Here is a 24,080-nt window from a genome sequence, read left to right as displayed (position 1 = left end):
CTGCCGATCCTCCTCACGTTTACGGAGTCATGCATGTCCGCATCAAACTCAAACAGCTCACAGAAGTTCATCGCGAGAAATCGTGCGCCCCGTGTGCAGATCGAATATGACGTCGAAATTTACGGCTCGGAGAAAAAGGTCGAGCTGCCCTTCGTGATGGGCGTGCTCGCCGATCTGTCGGGCAAGCCTGTCGAACCGCTGCCGCCCGTCGCGGACCGCCGCTTTCTCGATATCGACATCGACAACTTCGACGAGCGCATGAAGGCGATCAAGCCGCGCGTCGCGTTCTCGGTGGCCAACACGCTGACGGGCGAAGGCCAGTTGCTCGTCGACATGACGTTCGAAAGCATCGAAGACTTCTCGCCGGCGAAGGTCGCGAGCAAGGTCGAGCCGCTGCGCCGGCTGCTGGACGCACGCACGCAACTCGCCAACCTGCAAACGTACATGGACGGCAAGTCGGGCGCCGAGTCGCTCATCAACAAGCTGCTGGCCGACCCGGCGCTTCTCAAGTCGCTGGCAGCCGAACCGAAGCCGCAGCCGGACTCCGGCGCACGCAAGTCCGAAGCGGATCAGACCGCGCAGTAACGGACAGGCGCGACCAAGCCCGACACGCACAGCGAATAAACAGCACGTACAAGGTTCACGATGGCAAAACAGATGGCACAGGCCGCAGTGGCGGCCACCGAAACGACCAGCGATTTTTCCCTGCTGCTCGCTCAGGAATTCCGCTCCAAAACCGACGAGGCACGGGAAGCGGTCGAGCACGCGGTACGCACGCTCGCGGAACAGGCGTTGCAGCAGTCGCTCACGATCAGCGACGACGCATATAAGAGCATCGAAGCGATCATCGCGCAGATCGATCACAAGCTGTCGCAACAGATCAACCTGATCCTGCATCACACGGACTTTCAGAAGCTGGAGTCGGCGTGGCGCGGCCTGCATCACCTCGTCTCGAACACTGAGACAGACGAGCGCATGAAGATTCGCTTCATGGACGCGTCGAAGGAAGAACTGCGTCGCACGATGAAGCGCTACAAGGGCCTCGCGTGGGATCAGAGTCCGCTTTTCAAGCAGATCTACGAAGAGGAATACGGTCAGCTCGGCGGCGAGCCGTATGGCTGCCTGGTCGCGGACTATTACTTCGATCACACGCCGCCCGATGTCGACCTGCTCGGCTCCATCGCGAAAATCGCGGCGGCCGCGCACACGCCGTTCATCTCCGGGGCATCGCCTTCAGTGCTGCAGATGGAATCGTGGCAGGAACTGGCCAATCCCCGCGATCTCACCAAGATCTTCACGCAGAATCTGGAGTACGCACCGTGGAACGCGCTGCGCAACACGGAAGACGCGCGTTATATCGGCCTCGCCATGCCGCGCTTCCTGTCGCGCCTGCCGTACGGCGCGCAGACCAATCCTGTCGATGAGTTCGACTTCGAAGAAGACACGAACGGCCCGGATCACCGCAACTATGCGTGGGCCAACGCGGCGTACGCGATGGGCGTGAACATCAACCGCTCGTTCAAGCTGTATGGATGGTGCTCGCTGATTCGCGGCGTCGAGTCGGGCGGAACGGTCGAGAACCTGCCGTGCCACACGTTCCCGACCGACGACGGCGGCGTCGACATGAAATGCCCGACTGAAATCGCCATCTCTGACCGCCGTGAAGCGGAACTCTCGAAGAACGGTTTCATTCCGCTCGTGCATCGCAAGAACACGGACCATGCGACGTTCATCGGCGCGCAATCGCTGCAAAAGCCGGCGGAATACTACGATCCGGACGCGACGGCCAACGCGAACCTGTCCGCACGGCTGCCGTATCTCTTCGCCTGCTCGCGTTTCGCGCATTACCTCAAGTGCATCGTGCGCGACAAGATCGGCACGTTCCGCGAGCGCGAGGACATGCAGCGCTGGCTGAACGAATGGATCATGAATTACGTCGATGCCGACCCGGCGAACTCGTCGCAAGAGACGAAGGCGCGCCGTCCGCTGGCAGCCGCCGAAGTGGTCGTCGAGGAAGTGGAAGGCAACCCCGGCTACTACCAGGCCAAGTTCTTCCTGCGTCCGCACTTCCAGCTCGAAGGCCTGACCGTGTCGCTGCGCCTCGTCGCTCGCCTGCCGTCCGTGAAGGACGCAGCCTGAGCGGTATGAAGCGAGTGTAGCCCGCTCCGACATCCGCTGGCAGCCGCCCGCGATCGGTACTCGAAGCATTCAAGAAATACGGACTCCGAAGCCCGTAGAAAGCAGTAGTACGTTTCAATAACAAGGAGTAGCAAGATGGCACAGGACATCTTTATCAAGATCAACGGAATTGACGGCGAATCGCAAGATTCCGCTCACAAGAACGAGATCGAAGTGAAGAGCTGGGGCTGGGAAATCTCCCAGCAGTCGAACATGCACATGGGTTCGGGCGGCGGCGCGGGGAAGGCGACCGTCGAAGACCTGACCTTCGTGCATCTGGTCGACCGCGCAAGCCCGAACCTGATGAAGTACTGCCTGACGGGCAAGCACATCGATCAGGCCGTTCTGACGGTCCGCAAGGCCGGCGGCAATCCGCTGGAATACCTGAAGATCACGATGAACGACGTGATCGTCACGCGTGTCGCGCCCTCGGGCAGCAACACCGACAGCGGCATTACCGAAGGCGTGCGCCTGTCATTCGCCAAGGTGAAGCAGGAATACGTGGTGCAGAACGCACAGGGCGGTAGCGGCGGCGCCGTAACCGCAGGCTACGACATCAAGCTCAACAAGGAAGCGTAAAGCCTCCTGACGTAGCCGGGCCCGGTGCGCGTTGTCTCGCGCGCCGGGCCCCTTCGATGCCTGAATCCTCACCTGTTTCTTCTCTGATGCGCCCGTTCAAATCCGTCCTCGTTGCATTGATCTGCACGCTGGGACTCGCCGCGTGCGCGAGCAGCGACCCCGCTCCACCGCACGAACCCGTCAAGATGACGCTGACGCTGAAGGCAGCGTCGGGTGTCAATCCCGACGATCAGAAGCGTGCCGCGCCGATTATCGTACGCATCTACGAACTGAAGGACGCCTCCGCCTTCAACGAAGCGGACTTTTTCTCCCTGCAGGACAAGGACAAGACCGCGCTCGCCGACGACCTCGTGAGCCGCGATCAGTTCCAGATGCGTCCGGGCGACACCAAGACGATCAAGCGCGATGCGCAACAGGCCACCACGATGCTCGGCGTCATCGCCGCTTACCGGGATCTGCCGAACTCGGTGTGGCGTGCCGTATGGCCGCTTCCCGCCGCGCCGAGCGCCGCGTGGTATCGCATCTTCTCGCCGAAACTCAAGCTGACGATCAACCTCGACGCAAACGCAATCAGGATCGTCGACGAACAAGCCGAACAACAGAAAAAATAGGTAAGGACTCACTCATATGAGCTGGTACAACAAGGTCACCTGGAGCGAAGGACTGTTCCTGCGCCCGCAACTCTTCCAACAGCAGGAACGCTATCTGGAGCAGTTCGCCCATAAGCGCGCCGCGCCCCTGTCGCCGTTTTTCTTCGGCTTCAGCCACTTCGCCATCGACAACGAAGCCCTCGCGCTCGGCAAGGTCATCATCAAGTCGGCGAGCGGCGTGTTCGCGGACGGCACGCCGTTCGACGCGCCGGGCAGCACGCCCCCTCCTCCTCCGCTCACGATCCGCTCGGAGCATCTGGAACAGGTCATTCACCTGGCGACGCCGATTCGCGTGCCCAACGGCGAGGAAACTACGTTCGACGATTCCGCCGATTCGCTCGCGCGCTACGCCGTCTTCGATACCGACCTGCGCGATACGAACTCGGTCGGCCAGGGCGCGCGCACTGTCCAACTCTCGAACTTGCGACTTCGCCTGGTGCCGGAAAAAGAAATGACCGACGCGTGGATCGGGCTGCCGCTCACCAAGGTCATGTCGATACGTGCGGATGGCAGCATCCAGCTCGACGACACGCTCGTGCCGCCCGTCTCCGGCTATGGCGCGAGCACGCTGCTCGAAAGCTGGCTCAACAAGATTCACGAACTCACGCGCCTGCGCGCCAACGCGCTCGCGAGCCGGCTAACCGGCAGCGACGGCAAGGCGGGCTCGGTCGCTGAAGTGTCCGACTATCTGCTGCTGCAAACGCTCAACCGCTATGAGCCGCTGCTTCAGCACATGCGCCGCGTGCCGACCACCTCGCCCGCCGATCTGTACGCGCTGCTCATCAGCATGGCGGGCGAGCTGTCCACTTACGTGCGCACCAGCACGCGCCGGCCGCTCGAGAGCCACCCGCCGTATCAGCACATCAAGCCGCACGTTTGTCTCAGGCCCGTGGTCGACGATACGCATTGGCTCCTTAACGCCGTACTGGTTCGCAGCGCGCAGGCGATTCCGTTCGAAGATGCGGGCTACGGCATGCGCAATGCAGTGGTCGATCCGAGCGAAATTCGCAGCTTCAGCTCGATCGTGCTCGCCGTCTCAGCCGCGATGCCGCCCGACGCCCTGCTCGCCCAGTTCGCCACGCAAGCGAAGGTCGGCCCGTCCGAGCGTCTGCCCGATCTCGTGCGCGCGCATCTTCCCGGCATCAACCTACAAGGCTTGCCGGTGCCGCCGCGTCAGATTCCGTTCAACGCGGGCTATGTCTATTTCGAGCTCTCGCGCTCGGGACCGCTATGGGACACGGTCGCGCAGCACGGCGGCATCGCGCTGCACGTCGCGGGGGACTTCCCGCAGCTCAAGCTCGAGTTGTGGGGCGTGCGCGGCTAAGGCGCGTCGTTCGCAACAACCGGGCGCGTAAGCATCTAGCCGCGCCCGGCCATCATGAATTCAGGGGAAGAGAGTGAATCCGCAAGCGGGATACCCTAGCCACGGGACAGGGCTGCCGCCACGCGACGGCTTGTCGTCCACCGGCACGTATGATGCCGGCAACACCGCTGCCGCATTGAACGAACAGACGGTCACGCTGCTCGCCAGCATTCCGCCGGGCGAGCCGCCGGTCACCCGGCTACGCGCTATGGAAGGGGCAAAAAACCCTTTGCTCGAAGCCGCCCGCGTGCTGCTGCGCGCGCTCGCCGACATGCCGAACGATCTCGATCTTCAGGGCATCGACCAGTTGCATCTGCTGCTCAAGCAGGAAGTGCGCATCTTCCAGCGCCTGTGCGAGCAAGCCAATATCCGGCGCGACCACATGATCGGTGCGCGCTATTGCCTGTGCACGGCGCTCGATGACGCCGCGATGCAAACCCGTTGGGGCAAGCGCGAAACCGGCGTGCGCTGGATCGCAACGGGTCTCGCGACCGAGTTCCACGAAGACCGCCACGGAGGCGACAAGATCTATCTCCTGATCGGCCGGCTGATGACCGAGCCGCAGGAGCATATCGATCTGCTAGAAGTCATCTATCGAGTGCTCAGTCTCGGCTTCATGGGCCGCTATCGCCATGAAGCGGACGGCGCGCGCAAGCACGACGCCGTGCGCAAGCGGCTGTACAACGAAATCCAGACGCAGCGCGGCATCGTGCCGATGGCGCTGTCGCCGCACGTCGCCTCCGACGCGAAGGGCCGCCGCATGTCGGTGTACGACTTTCCCGCGTGGATCACGTTCGCGGTGTTGGGCGTCGTGCTGCTCGGACTCTTTGGGTGGTTCAAGTATCACTTGCTTGACCAGACGACGACGCTCGAAAAGCAGATCGTCGATATCGGCCGCATGACGCCGCCGCCCGCGCCCCGTCTGCCGCATCTGAAGGAACTGCTCGCCAGCGAGATTGCGGCGGGCACCGTGAGCGTTGACGAAGACGCGCGTCACAGCGCCGTCACCTTCAAGGGCGATGCGATGTTCGCGCCCGGCGGCGTCGCGGTGAAAGCGTCGATCGGGCCGCTTCTCAACAAGATCGCCAACGAGTTGATGAAAGTGCCCGGCAAGGTCGTCGTCGCCGGTTACACCGACAACATTCCGATCAAGAGCAAGCAATTCACGTCCAACGATGCGCTCTCGCTCGAACGCGCCACGCAGGTCATGCAGACGCTGCAAACGGCAGGCGTTCCCGCTTCGCGCCTCGAAGCGATCGGCAAGGGCGAAGCCGACCCTGTCGGCGACAACGCCACTGCGCAGGGCCGCGCGCTGAACCGCCGTGTTGCCATCACGGTCACGCCCTAGCCGTCTCATGCCATCCGGAAAGAAAGAATGAAAATGCTGTCGTTTCTGAGGTCACGCTGGTTCCTCGGTTTCCTGGGGCTGGTCGTCGTCGGACTGGTGATCTGGTTTCTCGGGCCTTATCTGGCGTTCGGCGGATTGAAGCCGCTGGCTGGCGTGGGCATGCGGGTGTTCGTCATCGCGTTGCTGGTCGTCGGCGTGTTGCTCTGGCTCAAGGAGGCGCCGACAAGCCCCGCGTTCGTCGCGCTGCTCTGCGTGCTGATCTGGTACGCGACGCCGTTGCTCAGCTTCGGCAATGCGCAGCCGTTCGCGCCGGAGTCGGCGCGCATCATCGCGATCACCGTCGTGCTCGTCTGCTTCGCGGTTTACTGGCTCGCCTGGGTCTTCTTCAGGATGCGCGACGACGAGCAATTTCTCGAAAAGGCGCTGGCGTTCGGCAAGAAAAAAGATGCGCCGCCCGCAGCGGAGCGCCTGCGGGTGGTCGAGGCACGCGTCAATAGTGCGATCGCGCGGCTGCGGACCATGCGCACGGGCGCGCGCGGCATCGGACGTCTGTTTCAGGGCACGCGATACCTCTATGAACTGCCGTGGTTCATCACGCTCGGATCGAGAGGGTCGGGCAAGACAACGGCCCTCCTGAACGCGGGACTGGAATTCCCGGTCGGCACGACGTCGAAGCGCTTCACGGGCGGCTCGGCCGCCACTGACAACGTCGACTGGTGGCTCACAAACGACGCGGTGCTGATCGACACGGCGGGCCATTACACGCGCCACGGCACCTCGTCCGGCCCGGTGCTTCGGCCGAAAGAGCTCGCGCAAACCGTGAAGTCCGACGCGTCGGCGAGTGCGGCGAAGACTGAGGCAGCGCCCGATGCAAACAGCGATCGCGATGACCCCGAGTGGCGTCTCACCGTTGATAGCGATGAATGGCGCGGCTTTCTTGCCTTGCTGCGACGTCATCGCCCGCGCGCGCCGCTCAACGGCGCGCTGCTGACCGTGAAGCTCGACGTGCTGACCGCCGCCGACCCGGCTGTCCGTGCCGCGGAAGCCGCTGCTTTGCGGGGGCGTCTCGAAGACCTGCGCACGGCGCTCGGAATCCGCTTTCCGGTTTATCTCATCGTCACGCAGACGGACCATCTGCCCGGCTTCGCAGACTACTTTAGTTCGCTTACGGAAGAGCATCGCGCGCAGATGTGGGGCTTCACGCTGCCGCTCGGCAACGAGGCATCGCAGATCGACCTACCCCTGCGCTGCGACGGCGAGCTTCGGCAACTCGCCTCGCGTCTCGCCAATGGCGTGAACACGCGGCTGGAAGACGAGTACGACATGGACAGACGCCGGCGCTTGTCGGTGTTGCCCGAGGCGTTCGGCGCGCTCGCCGCGCCGCTCGTCGATTTCCTCGCGCAACTCTTCGTCGATTCACGTTACGACGACACCCAGCTTCAGGCGACGCTGCGCGGCGTGTATTTCACGAGCGCGCTGCAGAGCGCCCAGCGCGTGGTCGCCGAGCCGCTCACCGTCGTCCAACGCCTCGCCACCGGTCTAGGACATGCCGTTTCGCCGGAGGAAGCGGCGCCGCAGAGCACGCACAGCTACTTCCTTCAGGACCTGTTCGCGAAGGTGATCGTGCCCGAGGCCAACCTCGTTCGCCCGAACCTGCGCTGGGAATACCGCCTGCGCATGTTGCGCCTGCTCGGTCACGCGCTCGCGCTGATGCTCTTCGTCTGGCTCGCGGTCGGCCTGCACATGAGCTTCGACAGCAATAGCAACTATCTGGCGGCCATCGCGCACAAGACGCAATCGCTCGCAGCGCGTGTTACAGCGCTCTACAAGGAGCCGAAACCGGAGGCCGTGCCCGATACGCTGAGCGAGGCGCTGTATCTGCCGACGTGGACCGGTCTGAACCTTGCCGAGCCGGACACCAGCTTCCGCTACGGCCTGTACACTGCGCCCGGCATCGCGGACGCGAGCCGCTTCACGTATCAGGCACTCGAAGACAACCTGCTCGTGCCGCAGATCGTCCATCGTCTCGAAGACGTCATCTCTTCGTCCATCGCGAGCCAGGATTCGAAGTCTGCGTACGACGCGCTTCGCGTCTACCTCATGCTTTACGATCCCGCGAAGTTCAAGGCCGGCGACGTGAAGGCTTGGGTGCTGGACGACTGGGCGAAGACGGACAGCGCGTCGATCTTCGGCGGCCGAGCGTCGATGATCGGTCACGTCGAGCAGTTGTTCTCGGGCGACCGCGTGGTGCAATCGCCGCTCATCCGCAACGACGGGCTGATTCAGCGGGCGCGCGCTTTTCTCGACTCCAGCAATGCGACGCAGCGCCTGTACGACCGCGCGAAAGCCGACATGCAGAAGGAAGCGCCCGACGAGTTCACGCTTCTGCGAGCGGTGGGTCCGCAGGCGGGCACGGTCTTCACGCGCGCGAGCGGCGCGCCGCTTTCGCGCGGCGTGGCGGGGCTTTTCACGTTCGACGGCTACCGCAATCTGTTCGACAAGCGGCTGCACGAATTCGTCGATGCCGCGCGTGACGACGACGCCTGGGTGATGGGCCGCTCGTATCTCGGTGAGGCTCAAAAAAAAACGGCTGAGATTGCGAGTGCGGTCACGGGCGCCGACGATCCGCTCACCGAGGCCATCCGCCGGCTCTATCTGACCGAGTACGCGCAGCAGTGGGACGCGTTTCTCGGCGACATCCGCACGGTCAGCGGCACGAGTCTCGCGTTCGATCTTCAGGTGCTGCGGCGTTTCGCGGCGCCCGATTCCCCGCTTGCGCGGCTCGCGAACGCGGCCGTCCACGAGACGACGCTCACGCGCAACGTCTCCGCCGACGGCCCTTCCCTTCTCGACAAGGCGAGCGACAAGGTCGCGGACAAGGCCGAGAAAACGCTCGGCATTCGCGCGGCGGAGCGGGTCGAACGCGAGCTGGTCGACAGTCACTTCGCTGCATTGCGCGAGATGGTTACGGGCAGCTCGGACACGCAGTCGAGCGGCCAGACGGCCGGCAACGGCAAGGCAGGCGCGACGGGCCTCGACGGCGTGACGAGCCTGCTCAACGATTACTACACTTCGCTCACGGTCGCCGACAACGCAATCGCCAACAACAGCCTGCCACCGACGAGCGACGCGGCATCCAAACTAAAGATGGCCGCCAACACCATGCCCGCGCCTTTCCGCGAAGTGCTGCTCGGCTTGTCGATGCAAGGCTCGCGCGAGGTCAACCAGGGCATCGGGCAATTGCTTTCACGGCAGATGCAGGCGGTCGTCACGGACGCGTGCCGTCTGACCGTTGAGGGCAACTATCCCTTTTCTCCGGACAGCAAGCGCGATGTGAGCGTGGAAGACTTCACGCGCGTGTTCGCGCAGGGCGGCGTGCTCGACGACTTCTTCACGAAGAATCTGCTGCCGTTCGTCGATACATCTGCGCGTCCGTGGCGGTACAAGACCCTCGCCGGCTCGACCGAACCCGTGCACGGACCGGACCTCGAGCCGTTCCAGCACGCGAAGGAAATCCGCGACGTCTTCTTCAGTGACCAGGGCCAGAAGCAACTCGCCTGGAAAGCCGACCTCCGCATCGCCGAACTCGATCCGACGATCCTGAGCCTATCCATCGACATCGACGGTCAGAACGCGCTCTACCAGCACAGGCCCGTCGCGCCCGTCCGCATCAGTTGGCCCGGCCCGCGCGGCGGCGTGCATGCGGAACTGACGGCCAGCCCGCGCATCCGGGCCGATACATCGACGGTCGCAGCCGACGGTCCCTGGGCGCTCATGCGCCTGATGCGTCTCGGCGAAGTCGTGCCGACCGCGACGCCGGGCCGCACGCGCGTGGTCTTCGGCTTCGAGGGCCGCAAGGCGGTGCTCGACATCGCGACGGCGGGCAGCGTGGCCAATCCCCTCACGAGCGACTTGCTCACCACGTTCCGCTGCCCGAGTTCCATGCCGATCTTCACCCTGCCCGATAGCGGCCCGCCGCCCGGATTGCCGGCATTGCCGTCGAAGACGCCCTCCGCCGCGGCGGCCGCCGCGGCCGCCGCTGCCGCCCAGCCCGCTCCGGCCGCTTCGGCGAGCCATCAATAAGCGCCGACCCTTCGGCAGGCGGACGCCCGAGCCGGCTGCCGATGGCGCTCGACACACCGTCCATACGCGTTCGCGACGCGTGTCGACGGCGGCATCGGTCTCCCTTTCCCGGCACATATTTCCGTTTTCGCGTCGATAGAGGCAAACGTTGGCGGCCCCGAACAATCGGCACGCGCAGCCCACGCAAATTTGACGCGACGGCACCCTAAAGTCCCGCTCTTTCCGGCCGTAGTTACATGCGAACCCCAAGCGGGACGGCGTCTTAAATTCCGCCGCACTTTCCATTTGCACCGCCGATCGGGCTTGCCGCGGGACGGTCCGCTCTTCCGTCCGTCGTCCTTTGGACATTCGGCTCGCGCGTTTCGCTTTAGCCGATCGGGACCTCGATCAGCATTCCTAAGTGACATCATCATGACGATCAACTCGAATGCACGCGCTCTTTCCCGAGCGCGTCCGTGCGCCCTGTTCACCGTAGCACTGGTAATCAGCGCGCTTCTCACGGCGTGCGGCGGCGGCGGCGGAGGAAGCGACGGCGCGGCGGGCGCAGCGAAAAGCGCCGCATCCGGCAACGCCGTCAGCAGTCCGGGCAGCGATGCGGCTTCCGCCGCTTCGTCGACTTCGTACTCCGGAAGCGGCACCGTAGTCTCGTCCCAAACTTCGTCCACCGCGCAATCAGGCTCCAGCTCGACGGCCACTACAGCGACAGGGACATCAGCGGCTACGACGCCGGCTACCGCAGCGGCCAACACCGCGCCGACCAGCACGGCGACGCCCGTTAGCTCGAACAACTCGACAGGATCGAGCGCGAGCGCGCCGGTAAGCACACCGATAAGCACACCGACGCCGGTCAATGCCTCTGCGTCGATCTTCTATGGCGCCAATGGCCACAACAACGAAGGCGGCGCTTACGATATCTCCAGTCCCGCGCGCCAGCTGTCGCAATTGCAGGATCTCGGGGCGAAGCTGTATCGCAACGAGGTGTACAGCCAGGCGACGGCCACTAAGCTGGCGGGCATCGCCAGGTCGATGGCCGCAGGCGGCGTCACGGTGTTTCCGGTGCTGCTGTCCGACCCGCGCTCCTTCAACAGCGAGTCGGACGCGTACACCGCGGGCTTTGCGCTCGGCCAGCAGACGGCGACGTCGTATCGATATCCGTACTACGAGGTGTCGAACGAACTGGGCGCGATGTCGCTGGTCGGCAACGTGGACGGCGTCTATCCGCAACAGTTCGACAATGCGCTCTTTCAGAAGGCGCGCGGCCTGATTCGCGGCATGATCGCCGGCATCAAGTCGGTCGATACGAACGGCAAGATCATCATCGGCGGGGATACGTGGCTGCACTACGGCTTCGACGACATGCTCTGGAACGGCACGCAGCCGGACGGCACGACGGGCCATCCGAAGGTCACGTGGGACATCACCGGCTGGCATTGGTATTCCGAGCAAGGCGACATCACGCACGCCTGCGGCGGCACCGGCTGCCATGACGTGCTCGCCGCGTTGCAGGCGTACGGCAAGCCGATCTGGCTGACGGAGTTCGGCGTGCGCCCGTGGTACGGCTCGGACGCACAGATCGCGTCGTACATGGTCGGGAACGCGATGATGGCGCAGTTCGTCGCGATCGCGTCGCGGTACAACCTCCAGGCGATCCAGGCGTACGAACTGTACGACGATCCGGTCGGCGGCGAAGGCAACTACGGTCTCTTGATGAACGACGGCGTCACGCAAAAGCCGGTGTACGCGGCGTTCAAGAACTTCGTCGCCGCGCATCCGATGTAACTGCTACTTCGCATGAAGTCGACGCTCGACCGGCGATGCGAGGAATACGGCTGACGCTTGGCGCGCTAACATAAGCCGCACGATAAGCGATTCAAGCGAGGCGATTCGAGCGAGCCGGAGAAGCGACGAGCGTGCGAACACCAGAGACTATCGAGAGCGGCGCAGAACCTCGGGCACAGCCGCAGCCGGCGAGCGCATCGGCAAGCCGTTCGCACGCGCGGCGGCTCGCGGTCGCTTTGTCGCTCGGCAGCGCGATCGCGCTCGGGTTCGCGCGCTTCGCGTATGCGTTACTGCTGCCTCCGATGAAGCTCGACCTCGGATGGAATTTCGCGCAGGCCGGCGCGATGAACACGGCCAACGCGCTCGGCTATCTGCTCGGCGCGTTCGCGTTCTGGCGGTTGTCGCAGCAAAGCGCGCCGCGGACGCTCTTCGTCGCAGGCTGCGTCTCGACGGCGCTCTTGATGGCATCGAGCGGCGCCGTAACACAGACCAACGGGCTGCTGTTGCTGCGCGTGGTCACCGGGGCTGCCAGCGCGCTCGTCTTCGTGAGCGGCGGGGTGCTGGCAGCACGCCTCGCGTCGCTTTCACCTCGCGATTCGGGACTCATCATCGGCCTGTATTACGGCGGCACGGGCTGGGGCATCGCGCTTTCGTCGATCCTCGTCCCGCTGACGATATCGTCCGATACGCACGGCTGGCGCTACGCCTGGTTCGCGCTGGCGGCGGCATGCGCCCTCTGTGGGATCGCCGCAGTGTGGGCGGCGCGGCGTATCGACTCCGCGTCCGCGCAGCCGATGGCACAAAGCGGAGCGCGGGCAGCGCCGCATCGACCAATCCGGCACAGGCGCTATATCCTCGCGCTTGCGGGATACGGCTGCTTCGGCGTCGGCTATATCGGCTACATGACCTTTATCGTTGCCCTGCTGCGTGCGGCGGGGATGACTGCCACTGTCGTCAGTGCCTTCTACGTCGCGCTCGGCGTGGCGACGGTCGCGTCGGCGCGTGTGTGGTCTGGACTGCTCGACCGGGTGCGCGGCGGTCAGGCGCTCGCGTTGCTCAACGCGCTGCTCGCCGTGGCGACGCTCGTTCCCGCCCTGTTCGCGCATCCGGTGGCCGCGTTCGCTTCCGGCCTGCTGTTCGGCGCGACGTTCTTATCCGCCGTGGCGTCGACGACAGCCTTCGTCCGGCACAACCTGGCTGTGAGCCAATGGGCGAGCGGCATCAATGCCTTCACCATCGTCTTCGCGGTCGGTCAGATCGTCGGTCCGACGGTGATCGGGCGCATTTCCGATAGCGGCGGACTGAGTCGCGGTCTCGTCTACTCCGCGGCGATGCTTGCACTCGGCGCTGTCCTCGCGGCGTGCCAGAAGCCGCTGAGTGACCCCGCACCGCCGAGAGAATGAAGCCTGTGCGGCGGGTCAGCCCGACCGCGCCTTCTTCATCTTGATGTACACGTGCGAGCAGAACGCATCGGCGACGACGCGATTGACCGTCAGAATGTTGTCCGCGCTCAACGATTCCCGCGAGAGGCCCTGCTTCTCGATGAGCCGTTGCGGAATCAACTGGCTGACGAACGAATGGCACAGTTCCTTGCGCGACTGCGCGTCCGCGGCCTCGAAGAACTCCCGCCCCGCCCTGATTTCTTCGCTGAGCTTAGCTTTCGCGGAATCGTTCTGCGCCTGAATGGTTGCTTCGAGTTGCGCCTGCGCGGCGTCGCGCTCGCGCCGGCCTTTCTTCTCTTCTTCGAGTTGTCTCGCCTTGATCGCGGCCATCTTGCGATCCGCATCGCCAATACGGTAGTTGCCTTCCAGCGCCTTGAAGAGGTAGCCGCGCGGGCTCACCGTGACCTTGCCTTCGTTCAGCTTGAAACGCGTGTATTCGATCGCCTGTTCGAGACGTTCGTCCGTCCATACATCGCGACGCTTGGCGAGGCGTTCGAAGTCCGGCGTGTCGAACGCGAATTCGTTGTGCAACAGGAGATACATCTCGTCGGCGATGCCCGCCCGCGCCGCATCCGCGCCCTGCTTCTTCGTGAAGCGAAAGCGGATCTTGAGCTTGTCGCGCGTGGCGCGGTCGGCGTTGGCCTCCCAGCTCACGTCGAAGTCCGAGACTTCATTGAGTTGGTCGATAGCCGGCTCCAGAAACCGCTTCTTGAACTCCTTGACTTCCTTGCGCGACTCGCCGACCTTGCCCGGCCATTCGAGCACCTCTTCGAACGGGAACCATTCGGTCACGCCGTGACCTTCGCACGGGATCAGCCGGTCATAGATCGCGCGTGCAAGCGATAGCGAAAAGGCCGTGGAGGCGCGCAAGCTCAGCCAGTGGGCCTTGTAAGGGCTGATGAGATACTTGATGACACGCCCCGAAAGCAGCACGCATACAACGTTGCGTTCGATATAGCAGTCACCGAGCAAGCTGATGGTGCCCCACGAGTCCTTCTCCGTCAGTTCCTCGATGGACGGCGCCGTCATGATTTCGACGCGCGCGCGGGCGGCCGCTCTCATCTGCGCGATCAGGTGACTGTGGTTGCGACTGTCGTAACGCATTAGCCACTTGAAGTAGTTCACGTCGGCGGTGAAGGTATAGACCTTGTCGTCGATCAGTTCGTCGGGCGCTTTCGTCGCAACGATGAAATATGCCGCGTCGAGCACGCGCCGCGCGGCGATTCCGAGACCGCCCACGCGCGTGAAAATGTTGTTCCGCAGAAAACCGATGTCGCGCGTCGCCTCGCAGATAGCCGCGCCTTGTCCGGACATGTCTTCGTAGATGTCCAGCGCAAGTTGCTGAGGCGTGACGGTGAAATCTTGATTGTCCATTCTTCTGTTCGGCTACTGTCCCGGCACTCTAACAGGCACGAAAAGCGTGTCAACACAAAAACCGCCCCGGTTTCATCGGCTCGGTTCGCACAAAAACCGCCCTCTAGGAAGCGGGCGCCGCCCAAATTCCACCCCGGTGCGCACAAAAACCGTCTGTCCACGCCCAGTTTGCGACCTCACGAGCACAAAAACCGCCCCGCCCTTCACAAAAACCGTCCCTATTCACAGGGAAGCTTGTTGATTCTTAAGGGTTTCCGTGGGGCTGTTTGTAGGTTTGACGGTTAAGGTTTACAAAAAAACTGGACTAACGATGGTAGGAGCCATCAAAGTTCCTTGAGTCTTTAGTGCTAAGTAGCTGAAGGGATTGAGCTTTTTCGGAGCACAAAAAACCACCCCCGGGGCGGTTTTTGTGCCGGAAGCTTTGGAGTGTGAGATTAGGAAAGCTGTGGGAGGGCTCTACTGCACGGTCTGCGCACGTCCGCAGGCGGCGGAAATCTCGCGTCGAAGGCCCCAAGGCGATAAGAAACTGCGAAATTTCGCCACTTTGCAAGCCTGTTTACGCATATTCGTGTATTCTGCGCTTCAGCGTCAATACAGGGAGAAAGCGCAGAATGGCCAACGTAGGCAGCTTACCAATGGAAGACCGCAAGGTGTCGCTTCGGGAAGTCGCGGAGTTTGCGGATAACCTCGAACCGTTTTCGGACAATCTTCGCGAGCAGATTCTCGCGCCCCGCCCGCGCAAAACTGCGCCCTTCTACACCATCAGCGAACTCGCCGAGATGTGCAATCTGACTCGACAGCAGATTCAGTATCTCGTGACCAAGGGCGAAGGCGGTTTGCCGAGCGGCACGCTCAACGGCAACGGCCGCAGCCGCACTTTCACGCTGCCCGAGGTTCGTCTTTGGGTGAAGATGGCGTCCGATATCTATCAGACGAGGCTCGATGATGCCGACGGCACGTTCCGCGGCAAGGTGCTCACTACGGCCCAGTTGAAAGGCGGCTCGGCGAAGACTACGACAACGGTTTGCCTCGCGCAAGCGCTGACGCTGCTCGGCCGAAAGGTCTTGCTGATCGATCTGGATCCGCAGGCGTCGGCGTCGGAGCTGTGTGGACTGTATGCCGAGAAGGAGATCTCGGGAGACGACACCGTGCTCCCTTATATCTATGACCAGAACGTCGAGGGCGGACTGGGCGCGAGCGTGCAGTCGACTTACTGGGATGGTCTGGACATTATCCCCGGCCATACCTTTCTGTACGGAGCGGAGTTCCTTCTCCCCGCACGGCAGAAAACGATTCAGGGCTATCGTTTCTGGGCGGTCTTGCGAGAAGGCCTCGAGCCGCTGCGCGCGCAGTACGACTACATTCTTATTGATACGTCGCCGTCGCTGTCGTACATGAACCTGAATGCGTTGCTGGCCGCCGACGCGCTCGTCATGCCGATGATTCCCGAGAACCTCGACTTCATTAGCTCGTTGGCATTCTGGCGGCTTTTCTCGGATGTCGCTGAAGACTTCCTGCCGTACGAAGAAGACAAGGTGTACGACTTCATTTCGATTCTGCTGTCGAAGGTCGACTACGGCAAGACCTCGTCGGCGCCGGTCGTCCGACAGTGGGCGCAGAGTGCCTACGGACGCTGGCTCGACCCGTTCGAGATTCCGGCGAGCTCCGTGATGAGCGGCGGAGCGTTGTCGTTCTCGACGGCGCTCGATGTCGTCAGCACGCACTCGACGGCCAAGTCGCTGCAACGTGTCAGGCAGCCGATGATGCAGTATGCGAAGTGGCTCGACGATATGTTCGTTAAATCCTGGAAGGAGGCGGCGTGAGTAACAACATTAGAGAACAACTCATGGCCAAGACGGCCAACCTTCCGAAGCCGGCCGATTTCAAAGGCGAGTCGAAGAAGGATCGCAATGCGCGCGGCCCGCAGACGATGCCGGGCATCACGAGCGCACTCGCAGCGGCGCAGCTTCGGATTCAGGAGTTGGAGTCGAAGGGCGTCGAGACGGAAATTCCACTCGACGCAATCGTGCCGAATCCGTGGCAACCGCGTCGTCAGTTCAATGAGGCGAAGCTTTCGGAGCTGGCGCGCTCCATTGATGAGGTGGGATTGCTGCAGGCAGTCACGGTTCGCCGCATCGGCGATTCGTTTCAGCTTGTCGCGGGTGAGCGTCGACTGCGCGCACATAAGCTCATCAATAAGGAGACGATTCGGGCAGTCGTCATCGAGTGTTCTGATCAGGACATGGCGGCGCTTGCGTTGATGGAAAACGTCACCCGCGACGATCTGTCGGATTATGAGATCGCTATCGCGATCCGTCGAGCGGAAGCGGAATTTCCGAATCGCACGCGCTTGGCTGAGGCAATGGGCATCTCGCGCAGCGACCTCTATCGGTTTCTGGCCTTCGACGCGTTGCCTGATTTCGTGAAGCGCGACCTCGATTTGACGCCTTCCGTTTTGGGAGCGTCGTCGGCGCAAGACGTGGCGAATGCATTGAAGAAGTCGGGCGAGGCAGGGTTGAAAGCGCTTCAGGAACTATGGCCGCAAGTATTGTCGGGCGACTTGGTGCAGACGAAACTTGCCGCAAGTTTGGGCGCGCACATCAGCCGGGGCGGTGCGCCTACGGACGCTGGAGGACGCAGCATTTTGAAGATTTTTGCCGGGAAGGTGCAGGCCGGGAGCATCACGAAAGACGTCAAGGGGCTGACGTTCAAGTTCAAGGCGGGGGTGGTGACGGAGGAGCAGGAGAACCAACTTAGAGAGCATATCGGGAAGATGTTCTCCATTAGATCTGAATGAAACGACTGCCCGCTATGCGGGCTTTTTTTCGCCTGTTCGAGGCGATGGTGTTCTTTTAGTGAGCGGAGCGATTGCAAGCTGGGCGCTTGTCTTACGCTTGCAAGTGAGCGGTAACGCGGGTGTCCGAATTCGGACACTCTGGCGCGGAGCGCGATCCGTTGACTGCCGGCCAATTAACACGTCGCGCGCTGTCCGAATTCGGACACTCGGACAGTCAAGTGTCGGCGCGGTAACTCCTTCGGGGCTTCAAAGTCAGGGCGCCTTTCGGCGGGTCCAGTTGCGTGGCCGGTCGAGCAAACAATACGCGTCTGCGTAGACGCCTTGAGTAGCTGATCCTGAAGACGGCGAGCGGACGCAATTGGCGGTCTCTCGCCGCGCAAGTAGTTGAATCAGAAGTCAGCGATGCCCTTCGAGCCCGGCTTTACCGGACTTGGAAACAGCCTGATTGATCGCAGTGCATATGGCAGGCTCCCCTCACCTCAGAGGTCGACGTCCTACTAAAACGGTAGCGATGGGGGCGCGAGAATGCGGCGCTCCCAGCGCCGCAGTGGCGCAGAATTCTCTCAATGCTCGCGGTCGCACTGCGCCCCCGGCGACCAATCGGCCTCGGTAATCACGCCAAACAACCGAGCCACGGTGTCCGAATTCGGACACTTTTCTCGCCGTGGAAATGACGCCTAAAGTTTGTCTCTCGGCCGCTCATGCTTGCCTAGCAAGCCGATATGTACGGACTGGGCGGGGAGTCCGCAGCGTATTGAACTGGGCACATCTGCTTCGCCAAAGAAGCCGGCGGCTCGTCGCTTGGAGCGACCGATCAAAGCCGCAGCCCACGTAGCAGGAATGGCGTGATTTCAACCCGTCGAACTGCTGCTCAACAGCGTCGCATTCCACTTCGTCCCCAGGTACCGCGATTAGACGGTCGAAGTTCTTCAAGTCCTAGCGGGTGCGGAAAAGGCCGCTGTCAACGGCGCGCATGCCGTTCATCATGCCGCGCCATGTAAAACAAATCCGCCCGGTGTCGCCGCCGGCGCCGCCGAAATCGCAGCCTGAATTCACGGGCTATCCGATGCGGCCCGGAGAACCGGCGACGTGGTCCTGATCTACGACAAGCGCGAAAGACACCAGCGATCAGCGCGACCCGTTCGGCGAAAAGCAAGTGGCTCTCTCCCGAGTTCAACCAGCGTTGGGGGCGAGGCGTCTGCCATGCGTCGATACCACCGCGGACGCTTGATCACTGGCGAAGCGACGCGACATCGAACGCGCGCTTGGCCGTCGACAGCCGAGCGGCGCGCTAACGCTTTCCCGCCTCGGGGCAGCCGGCACCGTTCGGCGTAGCGCCCAACGCTTCGAGAGACAACGCTCTATTAACCCAGTCACCCAACGTGAAACCCCCGCGCCGAGGAGTGCGTCAGCAATCCGTCGGAGGTTGATCGTGTCAACTACACGTGGACCGATTCAGCGCGACGGCGCGGTGCCAGTTCGCGTGAACCGGTGTGGCAACGTGACACCGTGAGCGGTACCTTTCCCAGCACTGCCCATAGCGCCATCAGGAACCAAGCGATAGCAAGCGCCGCATGCGCCGGACGCTCTGTGGGCGAGCAACCCTACGCCGTCTCCCGGGTGCATTGCCGCAGATCGCATCCGTCGCGCGCTCGCCTTATTAGCGCACGACACGCGACAATCGCGGCCTACCGGAGGTTTCTGCTTCTAAGAGACGACGGATGGGTAACGGGCCCGTGGAACACAGGCCAAACTTGGCGCGAGCGAGAAAAGACTTAAAAATCAGGTATTTAAAATAAACATCTAACGTTGTTTCACGCCAGAGCGGACAGTTGCCGGTCAAGGAGCACGGACCATCCGCGACATGCGAGAAAACTTGCCGATCTACCACCGGCACCCACCGTTTCGTAACAAACAATACATTATCGGCCCACGCGCCCGCCGCTGGCCGACCAACGGCGCCCCAACACCACCACCCTCAAGCCCGCTTCTTCCTCGACCCCTGATACGGCTCACCAGCCTTGAACCGATCGAGCCTGTCGCTCGCCGCAGTCAGCGCCCCGAGCGTCGCGCGTTTCAGTTGATGATCATAAAGCGAGACAATCGCCGCCAGTCGATCGACCCCGTCCGCAGCAATACTCCAGCAACCGGATTCGCGGCCGCCGTCGAACGTGCGCGCAATCGTTTGATCGGCATCGACAAGGGCTTCGTCCGGGAAGTTGCCATGTCCTGCGTCCGCGAGAAACTTCGCCAGCAGCATGACTTCGGCGATGTGTTGAGCCGGCGCGATATCCGGCGAGCCCGCGCGCAGCGTCTCGAGCGCGAGATGTGCGTGAAGGGCGAGTTCGTCTGCGACGCCGCGCGCGATGGGCAGCAGTTGAGCTTTGGAGAGCCGCGTGTGCGTCGCGTGAGCCGAGCGGCGGAAAGGAATAGTGGAGGACATGCGTCGGTCGTTAGGTTGGCTTGCTCTTGTTAACGAACAACCGACGCCGTTCTTAAGGGCTCAAACGCATTGACCTCACGCAACTAACGGTCTTACACCGCCGCATCGAACAAAACGGCAGCCAACCAAGCGACACAACGCGGCGGGGGCACCCGTCATTAGAGAGAGTGAATGACGAAAGCCCGCCCGCCGCCCATTCAGACCTGCACCGCGCCGCTCGACGCCGTTAAAGCCTCGAACATCAACCCAAAGAACTCTGCCGCGTGCGCCGAGTCGAGCCATCGCACGATCAACGCGATCCGCGACTCGGGCTCGATCCACATGAACGAACTTCCCGCGCCGATGCCGAAGTAGCTCGTCTCCGGCACGCCCGGAAACATCTTCCGCCGGGTGTTGAGCCAGACAAGGTAGCCATAGAACGACGCGAGCGGGCAGGGCGTGCGCATCCGCGCAATCCACTCGGATGAGAGCACGCGCTTCCCATCACGCACGCCATCATCCAGCAGCATCTGCGCGATCTTCAATTGATCGTTGGCGCTGATCGACATCCCGCCGCCCCAATGCGTGCCGCCCGGCACGGACTGCATGCGCTTGCCGTCGATTTCGACCCACGCGTGGTCATAGCCCGCCCAGTTCCAGTTGTCGCTTAAGGCCAGCGGTCGCGCGATGGCATCACGGAAAACATCGGGCAGCGGCTTCCGGAACAGATGCAGCAGCGCGAGCGAAAGCTGATTGATGCGGACGTCGTTGTACTCCCAATACGTGCCGGGCGTCCGCAACGGCCGCAGTTCGCCCTTCTTGCCGGCGGGCGGCTCGCCGAACGTGACCGCGCGGTAGTGGTCCGCCTGATCCGAAAGCCCGAAGCACTCGCCCTGCCATTCGCTGGTTTGCTGAAGCAGATGCGTCCATGTGATCGGCGCGTTATGCGGATCGTCGAAGCCGATGCCCGGCACACGCAAGCGCACCGCTTCATCCGGATCCGGCAGCAATCCGCGATCATGCGCGACGCCCGCGAGCAGCGCGAGGTACGTCTTCGCGATGCTGAACGTCAGGTCCGCGCGGTCCGGCTCACCCCACGTCGTGATCACGCGGCCATCGACGGCAAGCGCGCCCGACACCGGCCCGCGATCATGCACCGGCCCGAGCAGCCGATTCCACGGCGGCGGATCGTTCACGTGCACGCCCCAGTTGCCGTGTACTTGCCGATCCCAAGTCGATTCGTGATCGACGGAAAACTGGATCGCACGCTGCAATGCTTCGTTCATTTGAGAACTTCCTGGCTGGATTCGAACGTTCAACGCACATCCAGGCGCTTTCGCGCCCAGACAAGCGTGAAGAGACTCACGACCGCCGCGATCATCAGATACAGACCCGGCGCGAGATTGTTATGCGTCAACGCGATGAGCGACGCCACCGCCAGCGGCGTAAAGCCGCCGAACACCGTCGTGCCGATGTTGTAGCCGAACGCCATGCCGGTCGTGCGCGTGGCGGTCGGGAAAAGCTCGGACATCAGCGCGGGAATCGGCGCGAAGTACGTCGCCTTGAGGAGCGCGACCCAAATCACGGCAGCGAGCAGCGTAGGCAGCGACGGATGCGCGTTCATAAACATGAACGCCGGATAGACGGTCAGGAAGAAGATCACGCCGGTAATCAGCATGATGCGCGTGCGCCCGTACTTGTCGGAGAGATGCCCGACCACCGGCACGAGCACCATCATGATGAACCCGGCCGTCAAGGTCGCGATGAAGCCGGAGGAGGGCGCGAGTCCCAGCTGCCGTGCCGCATACGTCGGCATGTAGAGCAGCATGTAGTTGGCGGTCGTCGTCAGCACGAGCGATCCGATCGACACGAGCAAGCGCTCCTTCTGCGTCGCGAGCAGTTCGCGCACGGGCGACGCCACTTTCTCCGCATGCTCGAACTCGGGCGTTTCGTCGATGCGTCGCCGGATATAAAGCCCGATCGGTCCGATTAGTACTCCGAATAGAAACGGAATGCGCCAGCCCCAGCCTTCGAGCTGTGCGGGCGTCAGCGAGCCGGTCAGCACCGCGCCGAAGAGCGACGCGAGCAGCGTGCTCGCGCCCTGACTTGAAAACTGCCAGCTCGACATGAAGCCGCTGCGCTCTGGCGCGTGCTCGACGAGAAACGCCGTCGAGCTGCCGAACTCGCCGCCCGCGGAGAAGCCCTGCAACAGCCGCGAGACGAAGATCAGCACCGGCGCGGCGAGCCCGATGGTCGCGTAGGTCGGCATCAGCGCGACCATGGCGGTGCCGAGCGTCATCATCGCGATGGAGAGTGTGAGCGATGCCTTGCGTCCGCGGCGGTCGCTGTACGAGCCGAGCACGAGCGCGCCGACCGGCCGCGCGAGATACGAGAGCGCGAACGTGCCGAGCGTGAGCAGGAGCGATACGGTGTGATCCTGCGTCGGAAAGAAGAGCTTCGACAAGGTTCCGGCGAAATAGCCGTAGACGACGAGGTCATAGAACTCCAGCGCGTTGCCGATCGATGTCGCGACGATCAGTCGTGCGACGCCGCGCTCCTTGCCGTGCGCTTTCCCCGACGTCGAAATCGTGGCGGAATCACTCATGGCGAAGCCCTCCGTTCGTCTTGCGCGGCAGATGGTCGGCGGCATTGCCGTTGACGGCATCGCCTTCGCGCGTGCCGAGATCCCAGAAGAGGCCCGCCATGATGCGCAGCCCTTCGCTCGCGACGGAGCCGAGCAAATGCTCGTCCGGCGCATGTTGCGAACAGCCGGGATACGAATGCGGCACCCACAGCGTCGGCATGCCGAGCACATCGGCGAAGACGTCGTTCGGAAGCGTGCCGCCGAGATTCGGCAACAGCACAGGACGCGTGCCCGTGGTTTGCGTGAGCGAGCGCAGCGCCCACTTGACCCACGGATTGTCCGGATCGACGCGCGTCGCGGGCATGCCGCGCTCCACTTCGACATCGACCATCGGGAAGCCGTGCGCATCGAGGTGATCGCGCACGATCTGCTGCAAGTTGCGCCAGTCCGTGCCGACCACGAAGCGGATCTGCATATGCGCGAACGCGGTCGCGGGAATGGCGTTCACCGGCTTGTCGGGGTTGCCCGTGCGAAAGGCCAGCACTTCGATGTTGTTCCACCCGAACACGCGCTCGGCGGGCGTGAGTCCCGGCTCGCCGTAATCCGTGTCCACTTCCGGTTCGCCCGGATTGCCGCCGACGGTGATGTCCGCGAGCGCGCGAACCACCGAATCCGGAATCGGCGGCGGACGCAAGCCTTCGATCAGAATCTTGCCGTTCTCGTCGACCATCGTGGCGATCGCGTTGGCGAGCACGATGCCCGGATTGCGCAGCAGGCCACCCCAGTTGCCCGAGTGATGCGCGCCGTCGCGCAGCTTTACGTCGAGCCGGAAATTGATCACGCCGCGCGAGCCCAGGAACATCGTCGGGCGGTCGGCCGCGAGGCGCGGTCCGTCGGAAGCGATCAGCGCGTCGGCGGCCAGTTCGTCGCGCAACTGCTCGCAAACGGCGGAAAGGCCGGGCGAGCCGACTTCCTCGCCGGTCTCGAAGAGCAGCTTCAGATTGAAGCCGAGCGTGCCGCCGCGCGCGTCGAGCACGGCCTTCAACGCGGCGAGGTTGATGCTGTGCTGCCCTTTGTTGTCGGCGGTGCCGCGGCCGTACCAGCGGTCGCCGTCGACCGTCACGCTCCACGGCGACAAGCCTTCTCGCCACTGCGCGTCGTAGCCGCGCACGACATCGCCGTGGCCGTAGGTCAGCACCGTCGGCAGGTCGTCGCCTTCGTGGCGATGCGCGACCAGAAACGGCCCTGCGCCGGCCGCAGGATTGTCGACCACGCGGCAGCGGAAGCCCCATGCCGTGAGCGTCGGCGTCAGTTCCTCGGTGAGATAAGCCATGAGCCGCGCGGCGCTGTCGGCCTCCTGACTTTCGGTGCGATACGCGACGCGCCGCTGCAAGTCGTCGAGAAAGGCGCCGGACTGAAAGTAGCGGTCGGCAATCTGAAGGGCGGTGTCGCGGGTCACGTCGGTCTCCGTCGAAGCTGAA

16 protein-coding genes are annotated in these 24,080 nt (G+C 63.1%); 11 read left to right on the top strand and 5 right to left on the bottom strand.

The genetic code is table 11. The features are described from left to right. The first annotated feature begins 33 nt into the window (after positions 1–33). The 9 genes from tssB to NCR35_RS25375 all read left to right on the top strand — a co-directional run bounded on the left by tssB (position 34) and on the right by NCR35_RS25375 (position 13,383). Entirely contained in the window at positions 34–585 is a 552-nt protein-coding gene (gene tssB / locus NCR35_RS25415) for a type VI secretion system contractile sheath small subunit (RefSeq protein ID WP_250536688.1), read from the top strand. Positions 586–645: 60 nt separating this feature from the next. Further along, positions 646–2,139 carry a type VI secretion system contractile sheath large subunit gene (gene tssC, locus NCR35_RS25410; protein WP_250536687.1) on the top strand — a complete coding sequence of 498 codons (1,494 nt, stop codon included), beginning with the start codon at positions 646–648 and terminating at the stop codon, positions 2,137–2,139. A gap of 135 nt (positions 2,140–2,274) precedes the next feature. Then, positions 2,275–2,757 carry an Hcp family type VI secretion system effector gene (locus NCR35_RS25405; RefSeq protein WP_250536686.1) on the top strand — a complete coding sequence of 161 codons (483 nt, stop codon included), beginning with the start codon at positions 2,275–2,277 and terminating at the stop codon, positions 2,755–2,757. 86 nt (positions 2,758–2,843) lie between these two features. Continuing rightward, positions 2,844–3,368 carry a type VI secretion system lipoprotein TssJ gene (gene tssJ, locus NCR35_RS25400; protein ID WP_250536708.1) on the top strand — a complete coding sequence of 175 codons (525 nt, stop codon included), beginning with the start codon at positions 2,844–2,846 and terminating at the stop codon, positions 3,366–3,368. 16 nt (positions 3,369–3,384) lie between these two features. After that, on the top strand, positions 3,385–4,731 hold the full coding sequence (tssK, locus tag NCR35_RS25395; protein ID WP_250536685.1) for a type VI secretion system baseplate subunit TssK: 1,347 nt from the start codon (positions 3,385–3,387) through the stop codon (positions 4,729–4,731). Between the two features lie 73 nt (positions 4,732–4,804). Next, positions 4,805–6,118, top strand: a complete 1,314-nt coding sequence (gene tssL, locus NCR35_RS25390) for a type VI secretion system protein TssL, long form (RefSeq protein WP_350029230.1) — start codon at positions 4,805–4,807, stop codon at positions 6,116–6,118. A gap of 27 nt (positions 6,119–6,145) precedes the next feature. Further along, complete coding sequence (tssM, locus tag NCR35_RS25385; protein ID WP_250536684.1) at positions 6,146–10,201, top strand: type VI secretion system membrane subunit TssM; 4,056 nt, start codon at positions 6,146–6,148, stop codon at positions 10,199–10,201. 411 nt (positions 10,202–10,612) lie between these two features. Further along, positions 10,613–11,980 carry a hypothetical protein gene (locus NCR35_RS30045; RefSeq protein WP_350029229.1) on the top strand — a complete coding sequence of 456 codons (1,368 nt, stop codon included), beginning with the start codon at positions 10,613–10,615 and terminating at the stop codon, positions 11,978–11,980. A gap of 131 nt (positions 11,981–12,111) precedes the next feature. Beyond that, positions 12,112–13,383, top strand: coding sequence for a YbfB/YjiJ family MFS transporter (locus NCR35_RS25375; RefSeq protein ID WP_502801723.1), 1,272 nt, complete (start codon positions 12,112–12,114; stop codon positions 13,381–13,383). Positions 13,384–13,398: 15 nt separating this feature from the next. On the opposite strand, the gene NCR35_RS25370 is transcribed toward NCR35_RS25375, so the two are convergent. Then, positions 13,399–14,796 carry a RepB family plasmid replication initiator protein gene (locus NCR35_RS25370; RefSeq protein WP_250536683.1) on the bottom strand — a complete coding sequence of 466 codons (1,398 nt, stop codon included), beginning with the start codon at positions 14,794–14,796 and terminating at the stop codon, positions 13,399–13,401. A gap of 611 nt (positions 14,797–15,407) precedes the next feature. Between NCR35_RS25370 and NCR35_RS25365 the strand changes: the two genes are divergently transcribed. Next, positions 15,408–16,619, top strand: a complete 1,212-nt coding sequence (locus NCR35_RS25365) for a ParA family protein (protein WP_244851785.1) — start codon at positions 15,408–15,410, stop codon at positions 16,617–16,619. Next, on the top strand, positions 16,616–17,593 hold the full coding sequence (locus tag NCR35_RS25360) for a ParB/RepB/Spo0J family partition protein (RefSeq protein ID WP_250536682.1): 978 nt from the start codon (positions 16,616–16,618) through the stop codon (positions 17,591–17,593). Before NCR35_RS25365 ends, NCR35_RS25360 begins: the two co-directional genes overlap by 4 nt. Before the next feature lie 1,978 nt (positions 17,594–19,571). Here NCR35_RS25360 and NCR35_RS25355 read toward each other — a convergent pair. From NCR35_RS25355 to NCR35_RS25340, 4 genes are all read right to left on the bottom strand, one after another. Next, positions 19,572–20,036: a hypothetical protein gene (locus tag NCR35_RS25355; RefSeq protein ID WP_250536681.1), complete on the bottom strand. Its 465-nt coding sequence runs from the start codon at positions 20,034–20,036 to the stop codon at positions 19,572–19,574. A gap of 197 nt (positions 20,037–20,233) precedes the next feature. Further along, a complete protein-coding gene (locus NCR35_RS25350; RefSeq protein WP_250536680.1) occupies positions 20,234–21,301 on the bottom strand; it encodes a serine hydrolase domain-containing protein in 1,068 nt (355 codons plus the stop codon). 29 nt (positions 21,302–21,330) lie between these two features. Next, the gene (locus NCR35_RS25345; RefSeq protein ID WP_250536679.1) at positions 21,331–22,620 is read right to left on the bottom strand and encodes an MFS transporter; all 1,290 of its coding nucleotides are present in this window, start codon (positions 22,618–22,620) and stop codon (positions 21,331–21,333) included. Beyond that, the gene (locus NCR35_RS25340) at positions 22,613–24,058 is read right to left on the bottom strand and encodes a M20 family metallopeptidase (RefSeq protein WP_250536678.1); all 1,446 of its coding nucleotides are present in this window, start codon (positions 24,056–24,058) and stop codon (positions 22,613–22,615) included. Before NCR35_RS25340 ends, NCR35_RS25345 begins: the two co-directional genes overlap by 8 nt. Positions 24,059–24,080 lie beyond the last annotated feature (22 nt).

The organism is Caballeronia sp. AZ10_KS36, from assembly GCF_023631105.1.
Lineage (GTDB): Bacteria > Pseudomonadota > Gammaproteobacteria > Burkholderiales > Burkholderiaceae > Caballeronia.
This window is presented reverse-complemented; position numbering and strand designations above follow the sequence as displayed.